Origin of the sequence: Bacillus sp. L_1B0_5 (genome assembly GCF_000836715.1) — a bacterium.
Taxonomy (GTDB): Bacteria; Bacillota; Bacilli; order Bacillales; family Bacillaceae_G; genus Bacillus_A; species Bacillus_A thuringiensis_S.
This window is the reverse complement of the sequence record NZ_JXIS01000001.1, coordinates 13,376-39,750: the sequence shown is the minus strand read 5'-3', so window position 1 is coordinate 39,750 and position 26,375 is coordinate 13,376. Positions and strand designations below refer to the sequence as shown.

Genomic DNA, 26,375 nt, shown 5'->3' with positions numbered 1-26,375 from the left:
AAAATCCCTCTTTAACGAATCTAAAAGAGGGATTTTTATTTTGAATACAATTGATTTTTCACACGTTTTGCTCCACTTCTGTACTTTTCTCCTTCTTATTCCTTTTAAAACCCTTCAATTTCTTAACCGTCCCAACCAATCCTTTCGGAAAAACAAGTAGCACGATAATATACAATAAACCTAGAATAATCGTCCATCTTTCAAAAATCGGATATTCCGTCGCCAGTTCTGATAAATAATATTTTAGTGATTCAATAATCCCAGATCCAGCAATAGCTCCAATTAACGTTCCAACCCCTCCAATCATCGTCATCAATAATGCATTTAATGTCATTTCAATTGAAAATACAGTCGTATTGACAAAGCGTAATGTAATAACAAATAAACCACCGCTAATTGCAGCTACTATTCCTGCCACTACACTTGCGATTATTTTATAATGGAGGACTTTATATCCAAGTGCTTCAACACGTTGTTCATTTTGTGAAATCGCCTTTAATACTTTCCCAATAGAAGACTTTGTAAAAAGACGTAATAGAATAAAAATGAAGAGTAAACATATAAGTGATACATAATAAAAAGTAAAACGATCACGGAATATTTCTGGTACCCCAAATGTAAAACCATCTCCTCCGTGAGTAAGCCCACGCCATTTTTCAGCAAGTACGAAAAACAACTGTGAAATAGCAAGTGTTAACATTGCATAAAAATGACTTTTCAACCGTAAAGAAAGCAAACCAATTATATAACTAACGATTGCTGAAACAATAATTGCAGCTACTATCCCTATTAAAAAATTCGTTATTGATACGCCTTGCCGATCAAATAAAAGCGCTACCCCATATGCTCCTATCCCAAAGAACATACAATGACCGAACGATACAATCCCTGTATACCCAAGCAATACATCAAAACTCATTGCAAAAATAGCAAAGATGAAGATTTGAGTGAACAAAATTAACAGGCTCCGTGAATCATTTACGAACGGAAATACACTTAAACAAATTAGCATACATACTCCGAAGTATACTTTAATTCGGTCCGATGTGTTGTTCACCATTTCACCCCTTTTCACCAACAAGCCCAGTTGGCTTTACTATTAAGAAAAATAGTAACATTAGCATATTAATTGCAAGTGATAAATCTGGTATAAAATACGCTGTAAAAGCACCAGCTAATCCGACAATTAAAGACGCAAGAGCTGAACCTTGTACGCTTCCTAATCCTCCGATAATTACTACTATAAAAGCTAAAATTGCATACTGCATGCCCATCTCGGCGAAAATAACGCCCGAATACGGTGCTAATAAGAAACCTCCCAAAGCTGCCATCCCTGCTCCTAATAAAAAGACGAAAGAAAATATCGCTTTTACATTAATACCAAGCGCTTGAACCATTTCTTTATCTATTACACCAGCACGGATCATAAGACCTATCTTCGTCTTTTTGAGTAATAATAGTAGTGCAATGTAAATAATTATCCCAATCAAAATAACAAATAGACGATATTTAATTAATATAATACCTCCGGATGTAAAACTTCCTTGTAACCATAACGGTAATTTTGCACTAATAGGGTTTGGCCCCCAAAATATTTTAATACACTCACTAAGAACGAGCATTCCTCCAAGCGTAACGAGCAGCTGTCGAACATGATTTCCATATACTGGTCTAATAAGAAACCTTTCTAAAATAAATCCTAGGAACATTCCCATAGCTACTGCTCCAACTAAAGCTAATATATAACTTCCTGTCATATTAAATAACCAAACACCTGTAAATGCTCCCCACGCAAATAAACCACCGTGTGCAAAGTTTAAAACGCTCATTAGACCGAAAATAAGTGAAAGACCTGATGCTAACAAAAAAATGAGCATCCCTGTTGAAATCCCATTTACAAATAAATTTATTAACACATCCATCCTTTTCACCTCGGGTTCATGTTAAGAGATTCCTAAATATTTATGACACATTTCCTTATCCTTTTTTAATTCATTCATAAAACCGTTATGAACAATTCGTCCGTTATCCATAATGTAAAAATAATCGCCAATTTGACTAGCCATCATAAAATTTTGCTCAACAAGTAAAACTGTTGTTTTCTCTTTCATCTTCAAAATAGCTACCATTAATTTCTCCACCATTATCGGGGATAGCCCTTTGCTCGGCTCATCAATAAGTAATAATCCATCACTATTAATAAACGCTCTTGAAATAGCCAACATTTGCTTTTGCCCTCCGCTCAAGAGCCCACTTTTCTTGTTCCAAAACTGCTTTAAATCCGGAAATAGTTCCAGCATCCACTCTATTTTCCCTTCTACTTCTTCACCTTTTCCCCTAGCAAGAGCGAATGTTTCTTCTACTGTCAAATCATGAAAAATACCTTGATTTTCTGGTACATACCCTATTCCTTTCCTTGAAATTAAATGTGTAGCTAATCCACTTACTTTTGCACTATCATAATAAATTTCACCATCTGCAATCCGGTGAAACCCCATAACTGAACGTAATGTCGTTGTTTTCCCTGCCCCGTTTCTACCAAACAGTACAGTAATCGTCCCTTTCTCAACAGCAAGAGATACTCCTTGCAAAATATGAAACTGATCTAAATACGTCTCTATATTATTCACTTGTAATAGTGCCACTATATAATCCCCCTAAATAAGCACTTTGTACACGCTCATCTTTCATAATTTCTTCTGGCAATCCTTCAGCTAATAACTCTCCATGAAATAAAACGATAAGATGATCTGACAAACCTAATATCATATCCATTTTGTGTTCAATAAGTACAATTGTGCTCTCTGGATGTTTCTTAATATTTTCAATCACTTGTAATATAGCAGGTACTTCCTCAACCGAAATACCTGCCGTCGGCTCATCAAGTAATAACACATCCGTTTTTAAAGCTAATAACATCGCAAGTTCTAGCTTTCTTTTCTCTCCATGTGCCAAATCTTTCGCTAATACGTTCTCTTTCTCGTGAAGTAATACTGTTTTTAAGAAACGTCTCGCCTCTCCAACTTGTTGCTTTAATTTTGCTGGACTCGGGAAAAAACTATAGTAATCTTGTACGAATGATTGAACACTTAAACGGACATTTTCAAGTACCGTTAATTCTGGGAATATGTTTGTAAGTTGAAAAGAGCGACCGATTCCTAAGCGTGTTCGATCTGAAATCGATAGTTTTGTAATATCTTGCCCTTTAAAATACACTTCACCTGTTGTGGGTGAAATCTGGCCACTTAGTAAATTAAACAATGTTGTCTTCCCTGCACCGTTTGGCCCGATAATAGAAATGAGCTTTCCTTTTTGGACAGTTAAATTCACATCTTTAATAACATGATGTTCACCAAAAGATACGCTAAGATTTTTCGTCTCTAGCAAATGTGTCACGAAATCCCTCCCTTTAAAGCCGTGAGTTTGAAAGAAATACATATAAAGAGGGTCCCCCCTCTTTATATAATGAAACAACAGAAAATTCAGTCTATTTATTTTTGAACTGGTGGTTCTGTTTCTTTCATCGTTAATTCTCGCTCTAACACCGGCACCGGATAATCAACACCATCTTGCTTTTTCAATGTGATAGAATACAGCGTCTGCATCGCTTGGTGGTCCTTCTCTCTAAACTTCATCTTTCCTTTCGGTGTATCGAATTCCATTCCTTCCATTTTCTTAATCAAGGTATCTACATCTGTATCACCTTTTGTTTTCTTTAAGGCTTCTACAATAGAAATTGCTGCTGACATTCCTCCCGCTGTAAACAAATCTGGCACTGCACCATTAAAACGTTTTTTATGCTCTTCAACTAGCCAATCATTCACTTTATTTTTTGGAAGTGTGTGATAATATACAGAAAAACCTTGCATACCTACTAATGCATCCATTGTTTTTAATGCTGGTATATCTGGCGCACCTGTAGAAATTTTAATACCTTGCGCTTCCACATTCATATCTTTCAACTGTTTCCAAGGTGAATTTGCCCCTGCCCAAACGATAAATAAATAATCTGGTTTTGAACTAATGACATTTTGAATATTCGCTGTAAAATCTGTTGAATTTGTATCCGCGTATTGCTCATTTACAATGTTCGCACCTAATTTTTTCGCACCCGCTTTAAATGCAGCAATCCCTTCACGACCAAAAGCGTTATCTGGGGCAAATGTCGCAATCTTTACATCTTTTTTCGCAATTGCTGCTGCTCCTGCAATCGCATCTTGTGAGGAACTTCTTCCAGTTCTAAAAATATATTTATTCCAGTTCTTCCCGGTAATACTATCCGCAACTGCCGGTTCTACAACCATAATCTTTTCATATTCTTCAGCCAGTGGTAAAACCGCTAACGTATCACTTGAACTAGACGATCCAACTAAAAAATCAACTTTCTCTTCTTCTAATAACTTCGTAGCTTTTTTAACTGCTACATCCGCTTTCGTTTCTGTATCTTCTACAACAAACTTAATCTTTTTCCCATCTACTTTCCCAGTTCCACCAGTTGCATAGTCTAACCCTAATTCAAATCCGTTCACTGTTTGTTTTCCATACGATTCTAATGGACCTGTTAATGAGGCAAGAACCCCTACTTTAATCGTTCTTTCATCCTCTGTACTTGTTTTCTTCCCTGAACAAGCTGCCGTTATTAATAATGAACCTAGAACACAACCAGTAAACATCGTCTTTAGCCACTTACGTTTTTTCATCGACATTGTGATCCTCCCCATACTTTACTTTCTGATAGAATCAAACACGCCAAAATCCCCTGTCCGTAATCATGACTAACTAATTCGATAGATAATGGAAGACTCTTGTAGTACCCTCTACATTCGGCACAAATATATAATCACCTTCCTATGTAATGGAAACGGACATACAATCAATATATATTCTGCAATCCAATTGAAAATACTGTTTCATTTCAGTAATGACCATACAAAAAGACTAACTTATTTTTAAGTTAGTCTTTTCCCCTTAATTAGAGTTAAGTTCTACTTTCTCTAACCCTTCAGCCAATTGTTTCTTATCTAGTCCTTCTCCTATTACTACTAAGTTTGTCGGGAAACCGAAGTCTTGTTCTAGTAAAGTCGGTACTCCGAAAGAATATTGGAATAGGTGAGGGTATTTATCTCCATGGAATTTCACAAAACCTTTCACTCGATAAATACTATCTGGTAAATTCGAAAGCCATTCATATAATTTGTCTTGATCGATCGGTTTCGTAAATTGATACGTCATCGTTTGTATATGTAAATGCTGTTTGACATGTAGTGTCTCATGTTCCTCATCATTTGTAAATTCTGCTTCTTCTATATCTTGTAAAGATATATTACAATACTTCGTCTCATATATTTTCGCATGATCATTTATTGCCTTTACTTCTTCAAGTACTGTGTTCTTATCTTCATCTGTTAGTAAATCTGCTTTATTAACAAGAATATGACTACCAAATTTCAGTTGCTCATGCAATAGCTGTTGTACATTTGCACTTAATATACTTCGGTTTAACCACCTTACTGCATCTAAAACGACTACAATTGATTTCACTTCCAGGAAAGGAGCTAAAATTGGTGAGACACATGCGTCTAACACTTCAATTGGATGCGCAACACCTGTCGTTTCTATATAAATTACATCTGGTCTTTCTTGTTGGTATAACGAATGTAATTGTATTTCAAGCTCTTCTTTTAACGTACAACAAATACAGCCTTTAAGAAGTTCTCTTAAAACATTCTCTTTTCCAATAATATCTGTATCTACCGAGTATTCACCAATTTCATTCATTAATACTGCAACTTTTCTATTCTTCTTTTTCTCTGCTAACAATAAATTTTGTAATAATGTTGATTTTCCACTACCTAAAAAACCACCTAATATATGAATCTCCACTTTATTCATTCAACCGACCATCCATTTCTTTACTTCAAATGTATTCAAAGCGTAATAATTACGATTTATATTTATCATTTTATTAAAAGAATGACCATTTGTAAATATAACAGATTCACTGTTCATTTACTTCATATGCAACTCTAACTCCAGACTCAATTGCTCCTTGCATCCATCCATGTGTTAATGTCGTATGCTCACCAGCAAAATGGACTTTCCCTGCCGGTGATGTCATATATGGGAATAACTCTAGCTCTTGCCCTGGTTCAAAAGCTGTAAATGCTCCACAAGAATACGGATTCTTACTCCAACTAAATGATGTACCAGTAACAAATTCACTATAAACTACATTTCCATATATTTGTGCTAGATTATTTAATGCATACCGCACACGTTCCCCATTAGGTAAACTATCCCAAGTTAAAGCCTCATCCGCCCACGTATAACTAGCCAACATAACAGCCGGTCCCGGCGTATGAATGCCATAACTCGGATAATATGTAAATCTTATAGGCAAATCGGTAATAGACTTACCTCCGCACTGCCCTTCTCTTTCCCAAAATCTACTTCGAAATTGTATTGCAATTTTAGTCGCAGCGATATAATTTAATTCGCGGATTGCGCGTCTTTTAAAATAAGAAAATAAGTGATACGGCTGGATTTCTACGAATCGTAACGCGGAAAATGGAATGGTGACAATTGCACTGTCACCTGTAATTATAAACCGCTTTAACGTTTCTCCGTTGTTTACTTGCATCATTACTTTATTATCTTCTTGTATGATTTTATCAACCTTATATGGCATTAAAATATGTTCCCTTAATTGTGGTAAGAATGCATTCGATAACTTATCCATTCCACCAGTTATTTCATAATATTTCGTTGTTGAAGTAAAGAAAATCATTTCACGTAATACTTCAATTAAGGACATTCCCATATAAGCTTCCATATCAAGAAGTACCCCGATCATATCTATTGCACCATCTGAATAATACTCTGTTAAAAATGACCCAAGCGAGTATGTTTTATATTTTTTTTCTACGATAATCCAGTTTGTATTAGGATCTTTTTTAATAAAATTAAGTATGGGTTCTAATACCACTAACATTAATTCTTCTGCCGTTTTTCCTTTTTCATTCTCTAAAACTGGATATTTAAGTACACTCGGATCGTTTTCAAACACACTCAGTCTCGTTCTAATATTATTCGTATAAATGATATCTAAAGGAGTTTTATTAATAAAAAGATTTAACGGTAGTTTAAATTTACGAATGTAAGCTAAAGTTAACTTATGAGTTTCAGGAATCCTCATTGGTCCTGCATTAAAATATAAACCATCGCTAAACGATTCACGAATCGTATATATTCTCCCGCCTATTCGGTTATTCGCTTCTAAAATCGTTACTTTATGACCTGCTTCTTTTAATAACGATGCTGCAACTAACCCTGAAATTCCTGCACCAACAATAATAATCTGCTTTGGATTGTTCGTTTTAACGAGCCCCACATTAATAATATGAAGCATTCTTTCCATCGTTAATGGCTGCTCCATGTCCTTTTCCCCTTTTATAAAGGATTTTACTGAATTATATTCGGTTACCTTCATTCCTATGTTTTGGGCAAGGAATTACACGGATACATTTTCAAATACTTGAATATCTTTTATAAAATGTAATAAACTAGATATGACTCTATAGAAGTAAGACGTATTATCTTACATAATAAAATCAATGAAATTGCGAGGAATTTTGAAATGAAAAAAGGTATTAACCGTGTTGTATTAGTAGGAACAGGAGCAGTTGGATGTAGTTATGCTTACTGCATGATTAACCAAGCCGTAGCTGAAGAATTTGTTTTAGTCGATGTAAATGAGGCAAAAGCTGAAGGGGAAGCAATGGATTTAAGTCATGCTGTTCCATTCGCACCAGCTCCAACTAGAGTATGGAAAGGCAGCTACGAAGATTGTAAAGATGCTGACCTTGTAGTTATTACAGCTGGATTACCACAAAAGCCAGGCGAAACACGTTTAGATTTAGTTGAGAAAAACGCTAAAATCTTTAAACAAATCGTTCGCAGTATTATGGATAGCGGATTTGATGGCATCTTCTTAATCGCAACAAACCCTGTAGATATTTTAACTTACGTAACTTGGAAAGAATCTGGTTTACCGAAAGAACGTGTAATTGGTTCTGGTACAACACTTGATTCTGCTCGTTTCCGCTATATGTTAGGTGAGTACTTCAATATTGGCCCACACAACATTCACGCTTATATTATCGGAGAACACGGCGATACTGAACTTCCAGTTTGGAGTCATGTTTCCGTTGGTATCCAAAAACTACAAACACTGCTTGAAAAAGACAACACGTATAATCAAGAAGATTTAGACAAAATTTTCATAAACGTCCGTGATGCAGCTTACCATATTATTGAGCGTAAAGGCGCAACTTATTATGGTATCGGTATGTCACTTCTACGTGTTACAAAAGCAATTTTAAACGATGAAAATAGTGTATTAACTGTATCAGCTTACTTAGAAGGTCAATATGGTCAAAAAGATGTTTACATCGGGGTACCTGCTGTTTTAAATCGCGGCGGTGTTCGTGAAATTTTAGAAGTTGAACTAAGTGAAGAAGAAGAATTAAAATTCGATCACTCTGTTCAAGTATTGAAAGAAACAATGGCTCCAGTTCTTTAATTAAGATAAAAAAGCAATCCAATTTATTTTGGATTGCTTTTTTTATTTTCATTATCCCCTATGACTTTTTAATGATTTTCTATCATTTCTTATTTTCCAGTCGTATCCTCATTATTTATATCAAACACATCTAATAAAAAAATAAAGATTGGTATGCCGATAATAAGCCCCCATATTCCGAGGAAATGCTCTGAGAAGATGAGAATCATAAATGTATAAAAGATTGGTAAATTTGTTTTTGCAGACATAAACTTCGGATTTAAAAAATAACTTTCAAGAGCATGGATGACTGTTATGAACACGATTATGTATACTACGTACATAACCCCGCCTACGTTGTAAGCAATGATACAAAGTGGAAACAAAGAAATAATCACACCTGCAACAGGAATCAACCCTAGTAAGAAAATCATAACAGCTAATACGAGTAGCTGTGGAAATCCTAAAACGATTAATGCAATGACAGTAAGAATACAATTTACAACGGCAATTAAAAACTGAGCTTCAATTACTTTACCGAACGATCTTGCAAATCTTTCACCAAAATATGCAATTTCCTCATAAAAGATCTTTAGCTTACTGTCTTTAAACTTAGATGTAAATGTAATAATACGCTCTTTTTCTAATAAGAAAAATAAGCTTAAAATTAGAGATAATAATATTTGTAAACTTACCTTCCCTATATTTGCTATTGATTGATATATGACATCTACACCTTGTTCTATATATTTTGATACTTCCATCCCATTAATTGTCGAAAGTGCATATTTAACGATTTCATTATCAGGTGGATTTTGAAAAAACAGTTTAAATTGATAAATTAATTGTGAAATTTGTATCGTCAGCACAGGTAAATATTTATATAATGTTGTGCCTATAAAGGAAACTAGTATTATATACAAACATGCAATAACAATTTTCCGGTTTACTTTCAATTTTCTTGAAATAAAACGTTGAAATCGATCCATTAAAAACGTCAGTATAAACGTAATTAATATTAAATTGATCATACTTTTTAATGCATATAATACAAGCGCTACTATTATTAAAACGAGAAACCGTTGAAACCCTCTACTTCGAAAAAAACTCTTTACTTCATTCATTAAGAATTAACCTCCCCCTTCAATGGATGGAAATTGAATATATTACATTTTATGAACTCCTATAGACAATCTTTCTTACTAATTGAGAAGAATCCTTTTTTTCTTTTCATATTGTTAGATTCTTTTAACTGAGATCCACCAACATATTTCGGTGGATCTCAGTTATTTTTCATATAATCTTTTTATACACTAGGTGATTTTCTATTTTTAGACTGCTGTTCATACGCATATCCAATATTGAAAAGCTCTCTTTCACCAAACTGTTTCCCTACAAACACTACACCGATTGGTTCTCTATTTTTATCATATCCAGCAGGAACCGCTAATTCCGGATAACCAGCTACAGCTGATAGAAGAACTTCATCGTTATTAATCATAACTAGAGCATCCAAACCTTTTTCTACTAAATACCTATCTAGCTCTTTTTTTGCATTTTCTTGACTCGTTTGTACTACGTTTTCGAACTCTTCTTTCGTTATAGCAGATTTTTCAGACCCCTCAATTAATGTTTGTCCGTATTTTATTCGTCTTTTACTATCCTTTTTATTAAACGCTATAATCTCTTCTAACGATTTTACCGGTACATTCTTTTGCTGTGAAAAATAGTCGTTTACATTATGCTTGAACTCATATTCTAATGTTTGCAAATTATCTCCCCCCCCCATTGTTTAACTGAATATAATCAGTCAATATTGCACCTGCATCTTGAAGGTCTTTTCTAACTTTTTCTGCTACTGCTTTTCTATTTTCATCTTGTTGGTCTACAGAAAAAAGAAGGCCTATCTTTTTCCCTTTTAATCCATCTATTGATAAATCCTTTGTATAATCAATTCTTTCTTTATCTTTCATTTTTTCTGTCATAACATCTTTTTCGTCATAACCTATCATTGCATTAAATAACGTTGCTGCATCTTTTACCGTTCTTGCCATTGGTCCTGCTGTATCAAGAGTTTCAGCTAATGGAATAATTCCTGTTCTGCTTACCATACCTAAAGATGGACGTAAACCAACTACTGATTGCTGCGTTGCAGGTGCAACAATCGATCCCGTCGTTTCTGTTCCAATTGCAAGCGGCGCAAAATCTGCCGCAACTACTGTAGCAGATCCTGAACTTGACCCTGAAGTATCGAATGTGACCGGACCGTACGGATTTAAATTTTGTCCTTTCTTCCCACTATACCCGCTTGGCATTGTAAAAGATAAATAGTTCGCCCACTCAGACATATTCGCTTTTCCTAAAACAAATGCCCCTTCTTCTTTCAAATGCTTCACAATTGTTGCGTCTTGATCTGCAATCCAATCTTTTAATACATAAGTTCCTGCACTAGTCGGCATCACTTTTTCCGTCTGTACATTATCTTTTACAACGACAGGAATACCATATAAATTCGACTTTTTGTTTCTACCTCGCTCTTGATCTAACTTTCTTGCTTCTTCCATCGCATTAGGATTTATCTCTGTAACAGAATTTAATGTTATTCCATTTTGATCATGTTCTTGTATTCTAAAGAGATAAATACTCGTTAATTCTTCATATGACAACTTTCCATCATCAATCATTTTTTGAAGCTCATCTACAGTCGCATTTACGACTTCTTTTTCTTTTATCTTTACATTTTCTATATTGATTCCTTTAAGCTGATTATGTATCGGTTGTAGCACTCTTTCTTTATCATATACAATACGCTCTGGTTCCTTTGGAAAATAATTTTTATACACGTAATATCCGCCGGCACATGCTAATAAGACAATGCCTCCAGAGATAGACAGCGTTACCTTTACCCATTTCTTCATGTTGTTTCCTCCACTCTATAAGGTGCTTCTTTAATACGAAAAAGAGAGTTACCTTTTACTTAACTCTCTCCAATCAAAATGCTAAATGAAAAAACGAAAGATTTCAATCTAATTACTTCTTTTTTTGCATTTGCTTCGCTAACATTTCTTTCACTTGATTATACGTTAACCCTGAATTTTTATTTAAACGCTTTACTTCCTCAACATCAGTACCTACCACTGTATATTTTTTCTCATCATTCATTTTTCTAATTCCCTTCTCACCGGATTATTTCTTATATTTCTTCCCTAAATGCGTATAAATTAACACCACTACAAAAAAGGAAGCTGTTTTTAAGCACAGCTTCCTTCTCGTTACATATTGTATTTCTTAATAAAATTTCACTACATCTTCAGTAGGCAAGAACGTTCTTTCTGCTGGTTGTTCGTTTGGTTCACCAAATGGCATTTGACCTACTAAGCTCCACTCTGCCGGAATGTTCCAAGTTTCTTTCACTTCAGCATCTACGATTGGATTGTAATGTTGTAATGACGCCCCAATTCCTTCAGCAGATAATAGCATCCACACAGTGTGTTGTAACATCGCATTTCCTTGATGAGACCAGAATGGGAACTGATCTTTATATAATGGTGCATTTTCTTGCATTTTTTCTACAGTTGCTTGATCTTCAAAGAATAGAACTGTTCCTACACCTGCATGGAAGCCTTTTAGTCTTTCTACAGTCGCTTCAAAGTTTTCTGCTGGTACGCGAGCTCTTAGTGTTTCTTTAACAATATCCCAAAACTTTTCATGCTCTCCATCCATTAATACAACCATACGACCACTTTGCATATTGAAAGATGTTGGTGCGTGTAAAGCTGTTTTTAACACTTCTTCAATTCTTTCTTTCGTAATTGCATCGTTTTTTGTTACTTTACGAATTGAACGGCGGTTCACGATTGCTTCTTTTAAGTTTGTTGTAGTTGCTGACATTTTAATTCCTCCAAATGTTTGTTTTATAATTTATTTTGTTATTTCATAACAAGCGAATTAGCAATATCCATCAGTATTACATTACATACCTTCAAATGAATTTGTTTTATCCTTTTCAATTTCTTTATCAATGACCCTTTCTAGTGTTTCTTTACTAGCAAGTCCTTGAATGACTTCATCTCCAATCATGACAGTTGGAACAGCCATAATCTTTGCTTCATCATATGCGTGCTGAATTGCTTCTTGATGTTTTTCTTTATATTTACGAGTTACTAAAGCATCTTTAAATTCTGCTTCAGGAAGTCCTACTTCTACCGCTAATGTTGTTAACACATCAATATCTTCAATGTTTTGCTCTTCTTGGAAAAATGCTGTGAATACGCGGTGATGATACTCATTACCTAGTCCACGTTCTTTCGCAAATTGACATCCTTCGAAAGCTAAATGCGTATATGGATGTGGTGAAACACGTGGCAAGCGCATATCAATTCCTAATTTCTTCGCTGTCGGAAGAATGAAAGCATCCCATGAACCTAATTTTTCTGGCTCATTCCATGGATCAATTTTTGAATATGGACTTGGACGTAATTCAAATGGCATCCATTCAATCTCTACATCTTTCTCTTTCGCTACCTCATCTAGTGGACCTTTTGCTAAAAAACAAAACGGACATATAAAATCTGAGTATACTTTCATTTTTACAGTCATAACTTTTACACCTTACCTTCATCGTTGTAATTGAATCGGTTACATTAATGGCAAAAAAATACAAATATTATTTAAGCATTCATTTTTTCTTGCAAAGTTTCAAACAATTGCCCCATCGTAATAGTTCTCAAAACTTCTTCCATCGCGGATTGCGCTTGAATTAAAATAATTTCTAACACCGCTTGAATATTCGCCCCAATTGGACAATCTGGATTTGGTTGCTCGTGAATGTGAAATAGCTTGTCTTCTTCTACTACATTCACTGCATGATACACATCTAACAATGTGATTTCATGTAAATCTTTTAGTAATCCCGCGCCACCTGGTCCACGATTTACATAAACAAAGCCAGCTTGTTTCAAATACGACATAATTTTACGAATGACTACTGGATTTGTATTCACACTCTCAGCCATAAAGTCTGAAGTGCATAGTGAAGATGGATTGTTTTTTAAAATAGATAAAATATGAACAGCTATAGAAAAGCGGCTACTAATTTTCATCGTAATCACCACCTTGTTGTAATCATTATAGTTACAACAAAAAGATAAGTCAATCCTTTTCATAGATTTTTTTATAAGTAAATTAAAAAGTGTCCCATTATAATATATGAGACACCCCTTTTTATTCTGCAAATAGCGCTTGAAATTCTTCAATAAATAGCTGCACAGCGATTGAAGAATCCTTTAATGAAGGAACAGCTAAAGCAATTTCTCTCCATACTTGTGGTTCCAATTCTCTCGTTTGCACATTTTTTGGTAAATTTGTTAAAGATAATTCAGCTAATATTGCAATGCCTAATCCTTCTTGAATCATATTTAAAGCTGTAGTAACTGTCGAAATTACATACTCAGTCCGAAGTGGTACGTTTGCTTGTTTAAACATGTCAATAATAGGTGGTTCGTATCCGCCCTTACATAATATGATTGGTTCATTCTCTAAATCACTAATGGTAATAGAGTCCTTCTTACAGAGAGGATGATCCTCTCTTAAGATAGCAACCATTTTCCCCTTCGTTAATGGAACAATCTCCATATCTTTATTAGGCAAAATAACAATTCCTATATCAATAACCCTCGATACTAACCAATCTTCAACTTCTTTAATCGTTCCTTCACAAAGAACTACTTCTAAGTTCGGATACTTCTCCTTAAAAAGGTTTATCATTTTGGGTAAGAAATGTGCAGAAGCACTCGGAAAACTACCAATTCGAATCGTCCCAACTTCGTGTCCTTTCTCCATCGCAACTTCTTGTTCAATCTTCTCTACACCGTTCAAAATCTCTCTAATATGTACAAGAATCCTGTTTCCTACATCCGTAATGAGGAGCCCTTTTCGTTTATCACGTATAAGAATAGTAACGCCTAACTCTGACTCAATACTTGAAATCGCATGACTAACAGCTGGCTGCGTCATATTTAATACCCTGGCGGCCTTCGTAAAACTACCTAACTCAACAGTTTTTATTAATACTTGCAGTTGTGTAATGGTCATAACTAATCACTTATACTCCTTATAAAAAAGATTCATTTTATTTATTACAGTCGATATCATATCATAGTGAAATGAATAACAACAAGGAGGTCTTTCAGTGACACAGCTTTCTCGAACTAAGACGGCCATAATCCTTACCTTTCTCGTTTTCATGTGGGGAATCAATTGGCCTTTATCAAAGTTTGCCCTGCATTATACACCACCTGTTTTATTTGCAGGCGTTCGAACTTTAATTGGAGGATTCATTTTACTCCTGTTCGCATTACCGAAATACAAAGAGTTACATTTAAAAGAAACGTGGCATTTATACGTTATTTCTTCTTTACTTAACATCATTATATTTTACGGGTTACAAACTGTCGGCCTTCAATATATGCCTGCTGGGTTATTTTCCGCCATTGTATTTCTACAACCAGTTTTACTCGGTATTTTCTCGTGGATATGGCTTGAAGAATCAATGTACGGCTTGAAAATTTTCGGGCTTGTTCTCGGATTTATTGGTGTAGGTGTTATTAGCTCTAGCAGTTTAACAGGACATATTTCTATTATTGGAATCCTTCTCGCGTTAGGATGCGCTATTGGCTGGGCACTTGGCACAGTATTTATTAAGAAGACTGGTCACCGTGTTAATGCCATTTGGATGGTAACACTTCAGCTTATTATTGGTGGCCTTTGCTTAATCGGATTTGGTTCAGAGTTTGAAAGCTGGTCTAGTATCGCTTGGAGTATACCATTTGTTAGCGTACTTCTCTTTATTTCATTCTTTGTTATTGCAATGGGGTGGCTTGCATACTTCACACTTGTTGGAGCTGGTGAAGCAAGTAAAGTTGGGGCTTATACATTCCTCATTCCACTAATTGCTATTATTGTAAGTTCAATTTTCTTACATGAGGCCATTACAATGAGCTTATTTATTGGGCTATTATTTATTGTTGTGAGCATTTGTTTTGTAAATATAAAACCGAAAGCATTTGCTGTAAGGCAGCGGGTTGAAGTGAAATAAACGTAAGAAAGAGCCTACTGTTTGTAGGCTCTTTCTTACGTCTTACTTTTTACGACGTACTACAAAAACACACGCACTTACCGACGATACAATCGCCAAAATAGATAAAATAATTGCTATCAATTGCATATTACTAGCACCTTCATTCTTTTCTACACTAGACACTTCACCATGTTCTCCTGTTAATGACGTACCTTTTGCAATTGTAGTAAGTGAATGCGGTTTTTCAGCTTTTTCATCACCTGTCCATTCAACAATTTCTCCGTCTTTATATTGTTGATATGCGTCCCAAGCTATTTTTTGCTCTTTATCCGGATTTTTAGCGACGAAAGTAAATCGCTGGAACTGGCCAGTTAAAATCCCTTCTCCTGTCGCTTCCCATACTACAGTTTTAACTTTTCCGGCTGTATCTTTTTGCTCCTCAATTTTCCATCCTGGCACTGGTTCATACTGCTGGAACTCTACTCCAGACGGTATTTTCAGTGTAACTTTTGTCGTTGCTACATTTTTTTCAACTGGTACTTTTATCGTATAAGTCTCCCAAGAACCAATGTCAGAAGTTGCTGGTTTTACAGTGACGTGCGCACTAACAGGTAACGAAAAAATTCCCATTGCAATAATTGTTGCGATCATTGTTGTTCCTAATTTTTTTATACGTTTCATTTTCTATTAGCTCCTTTTCATACATAGCTTCTTTTTATCTGCCACCGACAATAAATTTAAAATCTGTATCGAAACTATCAAGAGATTTTGTTAATCCATGAACATGTATATTCCAGTTTCCTGTCATGTTAATATACATACCTTCTGCTTCATATTCTCCCGGTGAAACTACCGAAACTTTAAATGAACCTTTTCCCATGTTCATATCTAATGATTGAGTCGTCAATATCATTTGTTCCATATCAGTAATAGGCTGTCCCTTTTCATCCTTTAGTGTAATATGGAATTTATTTTGTCCTACCTTATTCGGACTTACATTTAGCGTAAGTTCATATCCATTATCTAATTGCTTACTCTCTGTAAAAGGTCCAGTAGGAGGCATCGGTGGTGTTTGTACGTTTGTCATAAAAGCTACGATTACGAAAATAATACTTCCAATGACAAACTCTACTTTCACCGTAGCTCCTAATCCTTGCTGCGCTCGCATTCTCCCTTTCACATAATGAATAATTCCCAATATCCCCATGAAAATGAATAAAAGTATCTTTGTTAATAAAGCCAATCCATACTTCGTATCAAATAACGAGTGGATTGTTGGAATAAAAAATGTACTGTTAAAAAGGCCTGTTATTAAAATCACGATGACAGCACCTGTTGCCCACGGTGAAAAACGCTTAATCATATCCCAATACATATGCCACTTGTTATCCTCTTTACGTAAAAGAAGAATAATAGATGATAAACCACCAACCCATAATGAAGCTGCGAATAAATGTAGAAAATCCATAACGACAGCAATCTCTTTAAACTTTAAACCATATGCGTGACTATTAAATGCTTTCATAACAAGTAACCCTATAAATAATAGTATTGGAATACTCCATACTTTAAACGACGAAAACTTCTCATGCTTCACCGCAAAATACGTAACAATTATAAGCGTACTAATGAGAACCATTTGAGTGATCCATATATAACCAAAAACAGAAAGCTGTAATGTTTCTTTTAATAGTAAAGGGTTGAATGCTTCTAGCCACGAAACATCAGCATTTATTTTTGCTTGCAATGGTAGGTTGAATAACAAGCTAATAAATATCCCAAATAAGGAGATCCATATTATGTTCTTACTCCTTGATCGAACCGAGGTTGCATTCCCTTTATACATAATAAGATTAAAGAAGAGAACTCCTAAAAATAGCGAGAAACTCGTATATAGAATCCCCCGTTCCATAATCATATCGATTTGCGGGACATACCCCATCTCTTCCACTTGTACATCGTCTGCTCCCGCTTCCGCTAATCCAATACGGAATGGAATAACCCCTTGAATTGGATGTCCATCAGCTGAAATAGCTTTCCACTGAATGGAGTAAAGACCATTTTTGAGATTGTCTTTTAATCCAGCTTCTAATAGCTTTTTATTTTTTTTATCAATATGAGCATCTTTTAAATCGACTCTTTTACCTGATGTATCTCTCACGTACAATGTATTAAAACTTGAAACTTGTATGTCCTCATCGAATTCGATTTTTACAACAGATGGTGCTTTCTTCAATGTTTCATTTTCAGTAGGGTTTGATTTCACAACGTACGCATGAGCAAATGCACTTTGCGGTATCAATATGATAAGCACACACACAAGTAATAGCCATATCCCTAATCTTCTCATTACTTTCACACTCATTTCACTTCTCTCTTCCTCATTGCTCTATTTTCATTACTTTAACTTCCAAAGTTTGATTCTCCGTAGAAATATTAACCTGATTAAATATAAATTTCTATAAAGTATAACTCTTTATTTCTCTTCCACCTCTAAACTTCCAATATAATAGTAACTATTATGATAGATACAACTTACATTTTTAAAGCCGATTGTTATTATATCATAAAATATATTTATGTAAGTTATTAAAAAAGAAAAGTTATCGTGAATCATTTGTGAAGAAAATGTGAAATACATAAATAAAAAGGTGTTACGTTATTACGTAACACCTTTTTAAAAATACCCTTCTTCTATTTCTCTTCCGGATAATCACAATACTCGATAATCGTTCCTTCTGTATCCGCTGGGTTAAGATAAATTAACCTTCTACCGTGCTTATTAATGCGCAGTGTATGCTCTAACGTTCGAATTCCTTGTTCTTTCAATTCCTCTAAAGCTACATCTAAATCATCTACTCGATACGCAACGTGATGTACACCTTTACCTTTTTGTTTTATAAATCGGGCAATTGGTGAAGTGGTGTTATTTGTCGGCGCAAGTAATTCAATTCTATCTCCATCCACTTCAAGAATGGCTACTTCGCTTTCTACACCTGGTGCCTCACTTACGTAACGATCTATTAATTCTCCTGATAGAACCTGTTCATAAAAACGTATAGTACTATCTATATCACGAACTGCGATTCCGATATGATCAATTGTTTTTTTCATTTTATTTCCCCTACTACTTTATTTTTTCTCATTATTAATAGTAACAAAAAAAGTTATAGAAACAAGTTCTATAACTTTTTTATTTAACCTATTTTCTTATCCGCTCTAGTTGCTGGTTGAACTTGATTTTTCATTTTTACAACGCTAATGCCATATCCGATAAATCCACCGATAATCGCTGGGAAGATCCAGCCTAATCCTACTTCCTGCATCGGAAGGAATTTAGTGAACACTTGGCTTACTACTTCAATGTTAACTCCAGCTGCACTTAATCCATCGAATAAGCTGATGATAAATGTTACGATTAAGCTCACTTGATAAACTTCAGCTCTTCCTTTGAATAATGAATGGAAGAATGTTAAGAAAATCAATACGATTGCTAGTGGATAAATTGCTGTTAATACTGGAACAGAAACTGCGATTAACTGTGTTAATCCTACGTTTGCAACAATTGCACTAAATACACATAGTGTGATTGCAATTGCTTTGTAAGGAACATTTGGGAATAACTTATGGAAGAATGAAGAACATGCTGATACAAGTCCCACACTAGTTGTTAAACAAGCTACTGTAATCATTAATCCTAATAATACTCCGCCATATGATCCGAAATAGTAGTTAGAAACTTTCGCTAATACTTCTCCGCCGTTCTCTAAATGTCCAAGCTTTGCAACACTTGAAGCACCCATATAAGAAAGAGCTGTATAGATAATTGCTAAAATAGATGCTGCAATTATTGTCGCTTTTGCACAAACGACCATAATTTGTGTTTTCGTTTTCGCACCTTTTTCTTTAATAGCATTGATGATGATAATCCCGAATACAAATGATGCAAGCGTATCCATCGTTAAGTATCCTTCTTGGAATCCTTTAAAGAATGCATGTGATGTATAAGCTTCCACTGGTGCTTGCATATCTCCAATCGGATGTATAAAAGCAACGATTACTAAAATACCGATGAAAGTCAACTTAATTGGCGTTAAAATTTTTCCAACAATATCGACAATTTTCGCGGGATTTAGCGAAAAAAAACAAGTGATGCTAAAGAATATAATTGTGAAAAGAATTAAAGGTGTAGAACCTACTCCCTCTGGCATAAACGGCTTAAGACCAATTTCATAAGATACATTTCCTGTTCTCGGTATTGCAAATAACGGACCGATCGCTAAGTATAAGACTGTTGTAAATACAATCCCGAACACTGGGTGAGCACGACTTGCTAATGACTGTAAATCATCTTTACCTGAAAAACCAAATGCTAGTACACCTAGTAATGGTAATCCAACACCAGTTACTAAAAATCCAGCGTTAGCAATCCATACATTCTCTCCTGCTGATTGACCAAGCATCGCTGGGAAAATTAAATTTCCTGCTCCAAAAAATAGTGCAAATAACATTAATCCAATAACTACTATGAACGAAAACGGTACTTTATTCGCCATAATATAACCCCCATTCAAATTTCCTTATCTCATTTTCCAATTTTAACTAATTGAATTTTCTGAATATTTAATTTAAGTATCAACTATTCTTGAACTCATTATAGTTTGCTATATAATATTTTGCAATACTATTTTCGAACTTTTCTTTTATTTTATAAATATACATTTTTTAACATGAAAAATAGACTAAAAAACCAACACGGTCATCCATGTTGGTTTTTCCATTTACTATCATAAATTAAAATTTCGCTGCTACTTTTTTAACGTTTTCTAGACCTTCTTCAACAATTTGTTGTGAACGATCTGGATATTGATTGTGTCCTTCAATTACAACTGTCTCTGGATTTGTAATTCCCCAGAATCCAAGTACAGTTGTTACGTAATTAACTGCCATTTCCATAGGAGCCATTTGCTCTGAAGAGTAATCTGAACCACGAGCACCTAACACAACTACTTTCTTACCACCAACTAAACCTTCTGGACCATTTGCTGTATATTTAAACGTTTTTCCAGCTTGAGATAAGTATGAAATATATGTGATTAATGGTGCTGGTACTGTAAAGTTCCATAATGGGAATGCAAATACAACCTTATCAGCTTCTAAAAACTGATTTAAATATTGATCTACTGTAGCAACCGCCTTCTCTTCTTCAGCTGTTAACTCCATGCCTTGGCTACGTTTATATCCACCTGAAATCGCGATATTTCCGTAATAAGGAAGATCTAATGCAAATAAATCTAATTCCGTAATTTCTGTATTTGGATTTGCTTCTTTATAAGTACTTACAAATGTTTCATACATTTTTGAACTAACTGCTTGCTCCGCTGGACGATCGTTTGCTTTTACAAATAATACTTTTGACATTTTTTTATTCCCCTCTACATTCGTATTTTCTTCTTTTTTACCAAATAATGAACTAAATAGTCCCATTTTCTTCACCTAATCTTTCTTTTCATATTCATTATTCATCATCATAAAAATTCTTATTCTAAGAAAAAGTTCCAATAGATACCTTAAGTTAAGCCTCCGAAACTTTTTGTTATTTAATTACCTTATGTAAGTTATTGTAATATAGTCACTTACTTTAGTCAAGTAACTTTTAATAAAAAACAAAATCTCAATTTAAAAATATTAACTAAAATACAATTGAACACCAAATACATCTTTATTACTTGTATAATAAACTTAGAGAGGAAAATTCATATATAGAAAGGATTTATTCATGAGCACTATAGAAAAGATTCAAACTTTTATTATTCTTTTTGCTGTTACATGCGGCATCGTACTCGGACAATTAAATATGATACATACGTATTCAGACAAGTTTATTGTCCCCTTCTTATTTTTCATGCTATATGGATTATTCCTCAGCATCCCATTAAAAGAAATAAAAAACGGATTTCGCAATTTAAAATTTGCTGGAACAAGTCTTACTATTAACTTCTTATGGACACCTTTACTCGCTTGGGGATTAGGAGCACTATTTCTTTCAGATCATCCAGCACTTTGGGTTGGATTTATAATGTTAATGGTTACTCCATGCACAGATTGGTACTTAATCTTTACTGAAATAGCGAAAGGAAATGTAGCACTTTCTACTGCAATTTTACCGGTAAATTTAATTTTGCAAGTACTACTCCTTCCAATTTATTTATTTTTATTTGCTGGTGTCATGAAAACTGTAGCGGTTTCTGTTTTAGTAGAAAGTATTGTTATCGTAATCGTCTTACCATTTATACTTGCACACGCTACAAAATTCATTATGAATAAAATGAAAAAAGCTGAAACTCTCGAGAATAAACTCATTCCGTTTTTCAGCTCTGCTCAAATTGTATTTTTAAGTTTAGCAATAGTAGCGATGTTTGCATCACAAGGTAAATATTTGCTGCAAAATATGAATGTCGTTTTATTATTACTCGTTCCTGTTCTATTGTTCTTCATCATTAATTTTTTACTAGGACAATTTATCGGACGCATCATGCATTTATCTTACAAAGATACAGTAAGTCTAAGCTTAACAACGTTAGCAAGAAACTCACCTGTTGCACTCGCTATCGCTGTAACAGCTTTTCCAGACGAGCCTCTTATCGCACTTGCACTCGTTATTGGACCGTTGATTGAGTTACCGGTACTAGCTTGTGTGTCACAAGTTTTGTTGCTTATTAAGAGAAAACGGCAATACGCATAATAAAAAACGTCCCATTTTGGGACGTTTTTTATTATGGAAAGATTACATACAACACTTATTTCTTATTTATCGATACAAATGAAATTACCGAAACTACAAACGTAATAATACCAATTATAAATCAATCGGCACTAAAAATTTTATATGCTATAGAAAATTTACTTTTCGTTACATTAACAAATCCTTTCTAATTAAAAATGATAGGGAACGTAAATATAACGAAAGCTGCCCAAAGTCCGTATATTGGCAAATACTTCGTAACGGCATCTTGGATAGCTGTCGGTCCTGATTTGTTTTGCAAGAAATGCATATAGGAAAACATAATCCAAATGAGATTTGCCCAAATCAGTACGTTTACTCCTAAAACAGCAAGTCTATTAGGCGTAATCCCGTAAGAAGAAAGTCTAAATACTATGGCTGACAATGCGACAGTGTCAATAATAAGCGCCAGAACAATTAAGGAAAAATTTATATAATCTGAAATGTTCTTTTTCTCGTCCGAGTCACTTTCAACGATAGAAAATATGGTAACAGCCAATACACCAAGGAGTATTCCGTTGAAAGCCATTAGGAAATTGCGATCCAAGAACGGATTTTTCCCGACCCAAATTACCGTTATAAGATAGATAAGCAACGTGATCAGGACGAGAGGACTAAAAATTTTAGATATGTATGGTGTAATATTTTTAGCAAGCTTAAGATTCATTGATACTAAGTATGCAGCCACAATAGCGAGAGCCGCTGCTCCAAATAAAACAACATTACTAAAATAGAATTCTCCTATATCTAAGTCAACAAAGCTAAATAAACGCATGGTGAATACTGCTAGTATCATTCCGCTCACTGCCATGCTGGCGTAGAGAAGACAATATTCTAAATTAAATTTTATATAGGCTAATCTTGTACTGCCTTTTGAATATTCATTTCCTGTAAACGCAAGCCCTACTAAGACCCATAAAAATATAGGAAGATGCAAATAAGCAAGAATGGTACTGTCTTTATAATTTAATGGCAACGTATTAAGATACATCCCGGAAATTAGGAACAACGCTGCAAGGGAATAAATAATACTTTTTTTCGGAGTATTATTGTAAACAAAATAAGCAGCAATAAAGGGAATTACACCAAAAGCCAAATTAATTGGAGCAATTGCTTCCTGCTCAACAAAGTGGAAAATGATCCTGGTGCTTATGCCGGCCAGAATAGCTAAAAGGCCCATGAATAAGAAACCTTTTTGAAACAAAGATGTTTTTTCTTTATTTACTTTCTCCTTGAAATGCAACCTTTCATACCAAGCACCTAGAACTTGAGAATCAGGGTTTTGGTCCCATGCTTGTGAGAATGCTTTTTTAAAAGCTTTCGGATCTTTTCTATACATCTTCTCCAACTCATGGGAGTTATCCATATTTTTAACAATCAAATTGTTAATGTTCATAGTTATACCTCCTCTAATTTTAAAAATAAGGTTGTTACCTTTTAACAAAAGCACCTCACTCATTTATTATGATTTTGATTTTAATACAAAATTTATCGTTTTACAATAAAAAATTATTATTTAAAGGATTTTTTTTATCGTTAAATCTTATATAAAAGAAAAACAAAAGAGCATGACAGTTTTATGTCATGCTCTTTTAACAAATTAATTCTCAAATACAAAATTAATCTTATTATCTTTCCACTCTAATTTCGCATCAAACGTTTTCTCGCCCTTTTTAAAGCCTTTAATTAAATCAGTCTTTTCATCTTTTAAGAGCTTTGTCATATTCTTTTGCGAAATTGTTTTACTTAATATCTTCTTTGAAATGGTGAAATCACATTGCGTTGTATTATAGTTAGAACAACCATAAAACGTTGACTTATCAATTACATCGCCATCACATTTTTTACAGTTACCAACCTTTTTACCTGTTGTAAATTTCGATCCTTTTCGTTCAATCGATTCAACATGTAATCCAGTGAAATCCCATTTCTCAGACATTTCAACTGCGTCTTCAATAATTTTAGCTGATAGCTTTTTCGTCTGTTCCATAAATGTAGCTGGTGAAGCTGTACCTTCCCCGATTTCCGCAAGGCGTTGCTCCCATTTTGCAGTCATTTCTGGTGAAGCGAGTATTTTATCACCGATTGCTGTAATTAATACTTTTCCTTTATCGGTCGCATACACTTGGTTTTTCTGCACATCTATATATTTACGGTCTTTCAGCATCGTAATAATACCTGCGCGAGTCGCTTCCGTACCTAAACCTTCTGTTTTCTTTAATACTTTCTCCAGCTCTTCATTCTCTAAATACTTACCAGCTGTTTTCATTAACGTAATAAGTTGTCCTTCTGTATAGCGCTTCGGTGGCTGTGTTTTTCCTTCTTTCACTTTCACCTTTACAACTTTTCCTTCTTCGCCTTCAGCTACAATTGGAAGAATAGTTTCGTCATCTTTATCATCTTGGAAAATAACTTTACGCCAACCTTCTTGAATTTGCTGTTTTCCTTTTGAAATGAATTCAGCACGTTCATCTACAAGAGTTGTAATCGTTGTATAGTCAAAAATCGCTACTTCATAATGCGCCGCAATTAGTCTTCTTACGATCATATCGTAAATTTTCTTTTCATCACCTGATAGTTTGCTTGGATTTGTAACTTGCTCTGTCGGTATGATCGCGTAGTGATCTGTAACTTTCTTTTCATTCACATAACGCTTATTGTTCATAATGGATTCAACCGGAGCCGGTAATAAACCTTTATATTCATCAAACTGACTTAACTTCTGTAAAATATCAGGGAACGTCGCTGCTTCTCCTTGAGTAACATAGTTAGAATCTGAACGTGGATAAGAAACAATCCCTTTTTGATATAGTGCTTGCGTTATATCAAGCGTTTTTTTCGGTGAAAATTTAAAGGCTTTATTCGCTGTCGCTTGCAGTGCTGATAAGTTAAATAAAAGCGGCGGCTGAAACTCTTTACGCTCCGTTTTCATTTCCTTCACAACAGCCGGTTTCCCTTGGCAAAATGCCGCAATTTTATTCGCCATATCAGGGTCTTTTAAGCGGGATTCATTATCCTTTTCCCATTTCCCGTCATATTTCTTTCCTTCTATATTAAAGGTTGCGAACACTTCCCAAAACGGCTCTGACTTAAAGTTTTCAATTTCTTTCTCTCGCTTTACAATCAATGCTAACGTTGGTGTCTGGACACGACCAGCAGAAAATACATCATTCATTCCTTTTTTCTTTAGCAAAATACTAAAGACACGTGATGCATTCATACCAACAACCCAGTCAGCGCAAGATCTTGTATATGCTTCGTAATACGTATTAATTGTATCTGATTCATCAAGTAGATTTTTAAATCCTTGGTAAATAGCTTGCTTCGTTAAAGACGAAATCCATAGACGCTTCATCGGCTTTTGCACGTTACAAAGATTAATAATATTTCGTACGATCAGTTCCCCTTCACGCCCAGCATCGCCTGCGTGAATAATTTCTGTTACCTGTGGATTATGTAACAGCTGTTTCACAACGTTAAATTGCTTATACTTTGACTTTGTTACTTCAAATTGAAAACGCTCTGGAATCATCGGTAACGTATTAAGTGACCATTTTTTCCACTCTGCGTGATAATGCTCTGGATTACATAACTGCGTCAAATGACCAATTGCCCATGTACAGTACGCTCCATTTGGAAATAACTCATTCGCTTCTACTTCTAAATACCCATCTTTCCGGCGATATTTAAATTGTGAAACAAGAGCCAAACCTTGATCTGGTTTCTCGGCAATAATTAATTTCATTTTATAACTCCCTATCTGTATTCCAGTGTTACTTTCATTGTATATATGTTTAGAAGCGATGATAAAACAACAATCTTATTTATCATTCGCGGTTTGTCTCGCAAATGTGAGACCTATAATATTATACGCTTATTCTTTATGGCTTCACAATAGAAACTCATAATATAACAATTTCTTTCACATGCTTACAATTAAAAAAGACGCCCTA

Annotated in this window: 23 protein-coding genes and 1 pseudogene; 3 read left to right on the top strand and 21 right to left on the bottom strand. The window is 34.6% G+C overall.

What is annotated here, in order from left to right; genetic code table 11:
• Positions 1 to 58: 58 nt before the first annotated feature.
• The 7 genes from RT27_RS00185 to RT27_RS00155 all read right to left on the bottom strand — a co-directional run bounded on the left by RT27_RS00185 (position 59) and on the right by RT27_RS00155 (position 7,435).
• On the bottom strand, positions 59 to 1,012 hold the full coding sequence (locus RT27_RS00185) for a branched-chain amino acid ABC transporter permease (RefSeq protein ID WP_016082023.1): 954 nt from the start codon (positions 1,010 to 1,012) through the stop codon (positions 59 to 61).
• A gap of 49 nt (positions 1,013 to 1,061) precedes the next feature.
• Positions 1,062 to 1,922 (bottom strand): branched-chain amino acid ABC transporter permease, encoded by an 861-nt coding sequence (locus RT27_RS00180; protein ID WP_043935016.1) that lies wholly within the window; start codon positions 1,920 to 1,922, stop codon positions 1,062 to 1,064.
• Positions 1,923 to 1,943: 21 nt separating this feature from the next.
• Positions 1,944 to 2,645: an ABC transporter ATP-binding protein gene (locus tag RT27_RS00175; RefSeq protein ID WP_016082025.1), complete on the bottom strand. Its 702-nt coding sequence runs from the start codon at positions 2,643 to 2,645 to the stop codon at positions 1,944 to 1,946.
• Positions 2,623 to 3,396, bottom strand: coding sequence for an ABC transporter ATP-binding protein (locus RT27_RS00170; protein WP_000149324.1), 774 nt, complete (start codon positions 3,394 to 3,396; stop codon positions 2,623 to 2,625). The genes RT27_RS00175 and RT27_RS00170 overlap by 23 nt, the downstream gene beginning before the upstream one ends.
• A gap of 95 nt (positions 3,397 to 3,491) precedes the next feature.
• The gene (locus RT27_RS00165) at positions 3,492 to 4,706 is read right to left on the bottom strand and encodes a substrate-binding domain-containing protein (RefSeq protein WP_043935015.1); all 1,215 of its coding nucleotides are present in this window, start codon (positions 4,704 to 4,706) and stop codon (positions 3,492 to 3,494) included.
• Between the two features lie 262 nt (positions 4,707 to 4,968).
• Positions 4,969 to 5,892: a GTP-binding protein gene (locus RT27_RS00160; protein WP_029442016.1), complete on the bottom strand. Its 924-nt coding sequence runs from the start codon at positions 5,890 to 5,892 to the stop codon at positions 4,969 to 4,971.
• A gap of 106 nt (positions 5,893 to 5,998) precedes the next feature.
• The gene (locus tag RT27_RS00155; protein WP_016082028.1) at positions 5,999 to 7,435 is read right to left on the bottom strand and encodes a flavin monoamine oxidase family protein; all 1,437 of its coding nucleotides are present in this window, start codon (positions 7,433 to 7,435) and stop codon (positions 5,999 to 6,001) included.
• A 201-nt stretch (positions 7,436 to 7,636) separates the two neighbouring features.
• On the opposite strand from RT27_RS00155, the gene RT27_RS00150 reads away from it, so the two are divergent.
• A complete protein-coding gene (locus RT27_RS00150; RefSeq protein WP_000715327.1) occupies positions 7,637 to 8,581 on the top strand; it encodes an L-lactate dehydrogenase in 945 nt (314 codons plus the stop codon).
• Between the two features lie 89 nt (positions 8,582 to 8,670).
• Here the strand turns inward: RT27_RS00150 and RT27_RS00145 are convergent, their stop codons facing one another.
• From RT27_RS00145 to RT27_RS00115, 7 genes and pseudogenes are all read right to left on the bottom strand, one after another.
• Positions 8,671 to 9,684, bottom strand: a complete 1,014-nt coding sequence (locus RT27_RS00145; RefSeq protein WP_016082029.1) for an AI-2E family transporter — start codon at positions 9,682 to 9,684, stop codon at positions 8,671 to 8,673.
• Positions 9,685 to 9,866: 182 nt separating this feature from the next.
• Positions 9,867 to 11,478 (bottom strand): annotated as a pseudogene (locus tag RT27_RS00140) (amidase family protein).
• Positions 11,479 to 11,590: 112 nt separating this feature from the next.
• Complete coding sequence (locus RT27_RS36040) at positions 11,591 to 11,722, bottom strand: hypothetical protein (protein WP_000997344.1); 132 nt, start codon at positions 11,720 to 11,722, stop codon at positions 11,591 to 11,593.
• A gap of 126 nt (positions 11,723 to 11,848) precedes the next feature.
• Positions 11,849 to 12,451, bottom strand: coding sequence for a nitroreductase family protein (locus RT27_RS00130; protein WP_001277021.1), 603 nt, complete (start codon positions 12,449 to 12,451; stop codon positions 11,849 to 11,851).
• 81 nt (positions 12,452 to 12,532) lie between these two features.
• Positions 12,533 to 13,159, bottom strand: coding sequence for a DsbA family oxidoreductase (locus RT27_RS00125; RefSeq protein ID WP_043935014.1), 627 nt, complete (start codon positions 13,157 to 13,159; stop codon positions 12,533 to 12,535).
• Positions 13,160 to 13,230: 71 nt separating this feature from the next.
• Entirely contained in the window at positions 13,231 to 13,662 is a 432-nt protein-coding gene (locus RT27_RS00120) for an Rrf2 family transcriptional regulator (RefSeq protein WP_043935013.1), read from the bottom strand.
• Positions 13,663 to 13,783: 121 nt separating this feature from the next.
• On the bottom strand, positions 13,784 to 14,653 hold the full coding sequence (locus RT27_RS00115; RefSeq protein WP_043935012.1) for a LysR family transcriptional regulator: 870 nt from the start codon (positions 14,651 to 14,653) through the stop codon (positions 13,784 to 13,786).
• Positions 14,654 to 14,750: 97 nt separating this feature from the next.
• On the opposite strand from RT27_RS00115, the gene RT27_RS00110 reads away from it, so the two are divergent.
• Complete coding sequence (locus tag RT27_RS00110; protein WP_016082034.1) at positions 14,751 to 15,656, top strand: DMT family transporter; 906 nt, start codon at positions 14,751 to 14,753, stop codon at positions 15,654 to 15,656.
• A 42-nt stretch (positions 15,657 to 15,698) separates the two neighbouring features.
• On the opposite strand, the gene RT27_RS00105 is transcribed toward RT27_RS00110, so the two are convergent.
• From RT27_RS00105 to RT27_RS00085, 5 genes are all read right to left on the bottom strand, one after another.
• A complete protein-coding gene (locus RT27_RS00105) occupies positions 15,699 to 16,319 on the bottom strand; it encodes a DUF1775 domain-containing protein (protein ID WP_043935011.1) in 621 nt (206 codons plus the stop codon).
• A 34-nt stretch (positions 16,320 to 16,353) separates the two neighbouring features.
• Positions 16,354 to 18,003 carry a copper resistance CopC/CopD family protein gene (locus RT27_RS00100; RefSeq protein WP_043935010.1) on the bottom strand — a complete coding sequence of 550 codons (1,650 nt, stop codon included), beginning with the start codon at positions 18,001 to 18,003 and terminating at the stop codon, positions 16,354 to 16,356.
• Between the two features lie 329 nt (positions 18,004 to 18,332).
• The gene (locus RT27_RS00095; protein ID WP_000750855.1) at positions 18,333 to 18,752 is read right to left on the bottom strand and encodes a VOC family protein; all 420 of its coding nucleotides are present in this window, start codon (positions 18,750 to 18,752) and stop codon (positions 18,333 to 18,335) included.
• Between the two features lie 83 nt (positions 18,753 to 18,835).
• Positions 18,836 to 20,194 carry a branched-chain amino acid transport system II carrier protein gene (brnQ, locus tag RT27_RS00090; RefSeq protein WP_029442011.1) on the bottom strand — a complete coding sequence of 453 codons (1,359 nt, stop codon included), beginning with the start codon at positions 20,192 to 20,194 and terminating at the stop codon, positions 18,836 to 18,838.
• 238 nt (positions 20,195 to 20,432) lie between these two features.
• A complete protein-coding gene (locus RT27_RS00085) occupies positions 20,433 to 21,125 on the bottom strand; it encodes an FMN-dependent NADH-azoreductase (protein WP_000522528.1) in 693 nt (230 codons plus the stop codon).
• Positions 21,126 to 21,417: 292 nt separating this feature from the next.
• On the opposite strand from RT27_RS00085, the gene RT27_RS00080 reads away from it, so the two are divergent.
• Positions 21,418 to 22,383 carry a bile acid:sodium symporter gene (locus RT27_RS00080; RefSeq protein ID WP_043935009.1) on the top strand — a complete coding sequence of 322 codons (966 nt, stop codon included), beginning with the start codon at positions 21,418 to 21,420 and terminating at the stop codon, positions 22,381 to 22,383.
• A 187-nt stretch (positions 22,384 to 22,570) separates the two neighbouring features.
• Here the strand turns inward: RT27_RS00080 and RT27_RS00075 are convergent, their stop codons facing one another.
• Both RT27_RS00075 and topB read right to left on the bottom strand, forming a co-directional pair.
• Complete coding sequence (locus tag RT27_RS00075) at positions 22,571 to 23,818, bottom strand: DUF4153 domain-containing protein (RefSeq protein WP_043935008.1); 1,248 nt, start codon at positions 23,816 to 23,818, stop codon at positions 22,571 to 22,573.
• A gap of 204 nt (positions 23,819 to 24,022) precedes the next feature.
• Positions 24,023 to 26,167: a DNA topoisomerase III gene (topB, locus tag RT27_RS00070; RefSeq protein WP_043935007.1), complete on the bottom strand. Its 2,145-nt coding sequence runs from the start codon at positions 26,165 to 26,167 to the stop codon at positions 24,023 to 24,025.
• Positions 26,168 to 26,375: the final 208 nt, after the last annotated feature.

Coding starts and splice junctions, on each gene's coding strand:
- RT27_RS00185 (WP_016082023.1), bottom strand. CDS start 1,012: ATGCTAATTTGTTTAAGTGTATTTCCGTTCGTAAATGATTCACGGAGC.
- RT27_RS00180 (WP_043935016.1), bottom strand. CDS start 1,922: ATGGATGTGTTAATAAATTTATTTGTAAATGGGATTTCAACAGGGATG.
- RT27_RS00165 (WP_043935015.1), bottom strand. CDS start 4,706: ATGTCGATGAAAAAACGTAAGTGGCTAAAGACGATGTTTACTGGTTGT.
- RT27_RS00160 (WP_029442016.1), bottom strand. CDS start 5,892: ATGAATAAAGTGGAGATTCATATATTAGGTGGTTTTTTAGGTAGTGGA.
- RT27_RS00155 (WP_016082028.1), bottom strand. CDS start 7,435: ATGGAGCAGCCATTAACGATGGAAAGAATGCTTCATATTATTAATGTG.
- RT27_RS00150 (WP_000715327.1), top strand. CDS start 7,637: ATGAAAAAAGGTATTAACCGTGTTGTATTAGTAGGAACAGGAGCAGTT.
- RT27_RS00145 (WP_016082029.1), bottom strand. CDS start 9,684: ATGAATGAAGTAAAGAGTTTTTTTCGAAGTAGAGGGTTTCAACGGTTT.
- RT27_RS36040 (WP_000997344.1), bottom strand. CDS start 11,722: ATGAATGATGAGAAAAAATATACAGTGGTAGGTACTGATGTTGAGGAA.
- RT27_RS00130 (WP_001277021.1), bottom strand. CDS start 12,451: ATGTCAGCAACTACAACAAACTTAAAAGAAGCAATCGTGAACCGCCGT.
- RT27_RS00125 (WP_043935014.1), bottom strand. CDS start 13,159: ATGACTGTAAAAATGAAAGTATACTCAGATTTTATATGTCCGTTTTGT.
- RT27_RS00120 (WP_043935013.1), bottom strand. CDS start 13,662: ATGAAAATTAGTAGCCGCTTTTCTATAGCTGTTCATATTTTATCTATT.
- RT27_RS00115 (WP_043935012.1), bottom strand. CDS start 14,653: ATGACCATTACACAACTGCAAGTATTAATAAAAACTGTTGAGTTAGGT.
- RT27_RS00105 (WP_043935011.1), bottom strand. CDS start 16,319: ATGAAACGTATAAAAAAATTAGGAACAACAATGATCGCAACAATTATT.
- RT27_RS00100 (WP_043935010.1), bottom strand. CDS start 18,003: ATGAGTGTGAAAGTAATGAGAAGATTAGGGATATGGCTATTACTTGTG.
- RT27_RS00095 (WP_000750855.1), bottom strand. CDS start 18,752: ATGAAAAAAACAATTGATCATATCGGAATCGCAGTTCGTGATATAGAT.
- brnQ (WP_029442011.1), bottom strand. CDS start 20,194: ATGGCGAATAAAGTACCGTTTTCGTTCATAGTAGTTATTGGATTAATG.
- RT27_RS00085 (WP_000522528.1), bottom strand. CDS start 21,125: ATGGGACTATTTAGTTCATTATTTGGTAAAAAAGAAGAAAATACGAAT.
- RT27_RS00080 (WP_043935009.1), top strand. CDS start 21,418: ATGAGCACTATAGAAAAGATTCAAACTTTTATTATTCTTTTTGCTGTT.
- RT27_RS00075 (WP_043935008.1), bottom strand. CDS start 23,818: ATGAACATTAACAATTTGATTGTTAAAAATATGGATAACTCCCATGAG.
- topB (WP_043935007.1), bottom strand. CDS start 26,167: ATGAAATTAATTATTGCCGAGAAACCAGATCAAGGTTTGGCTCTTGTT.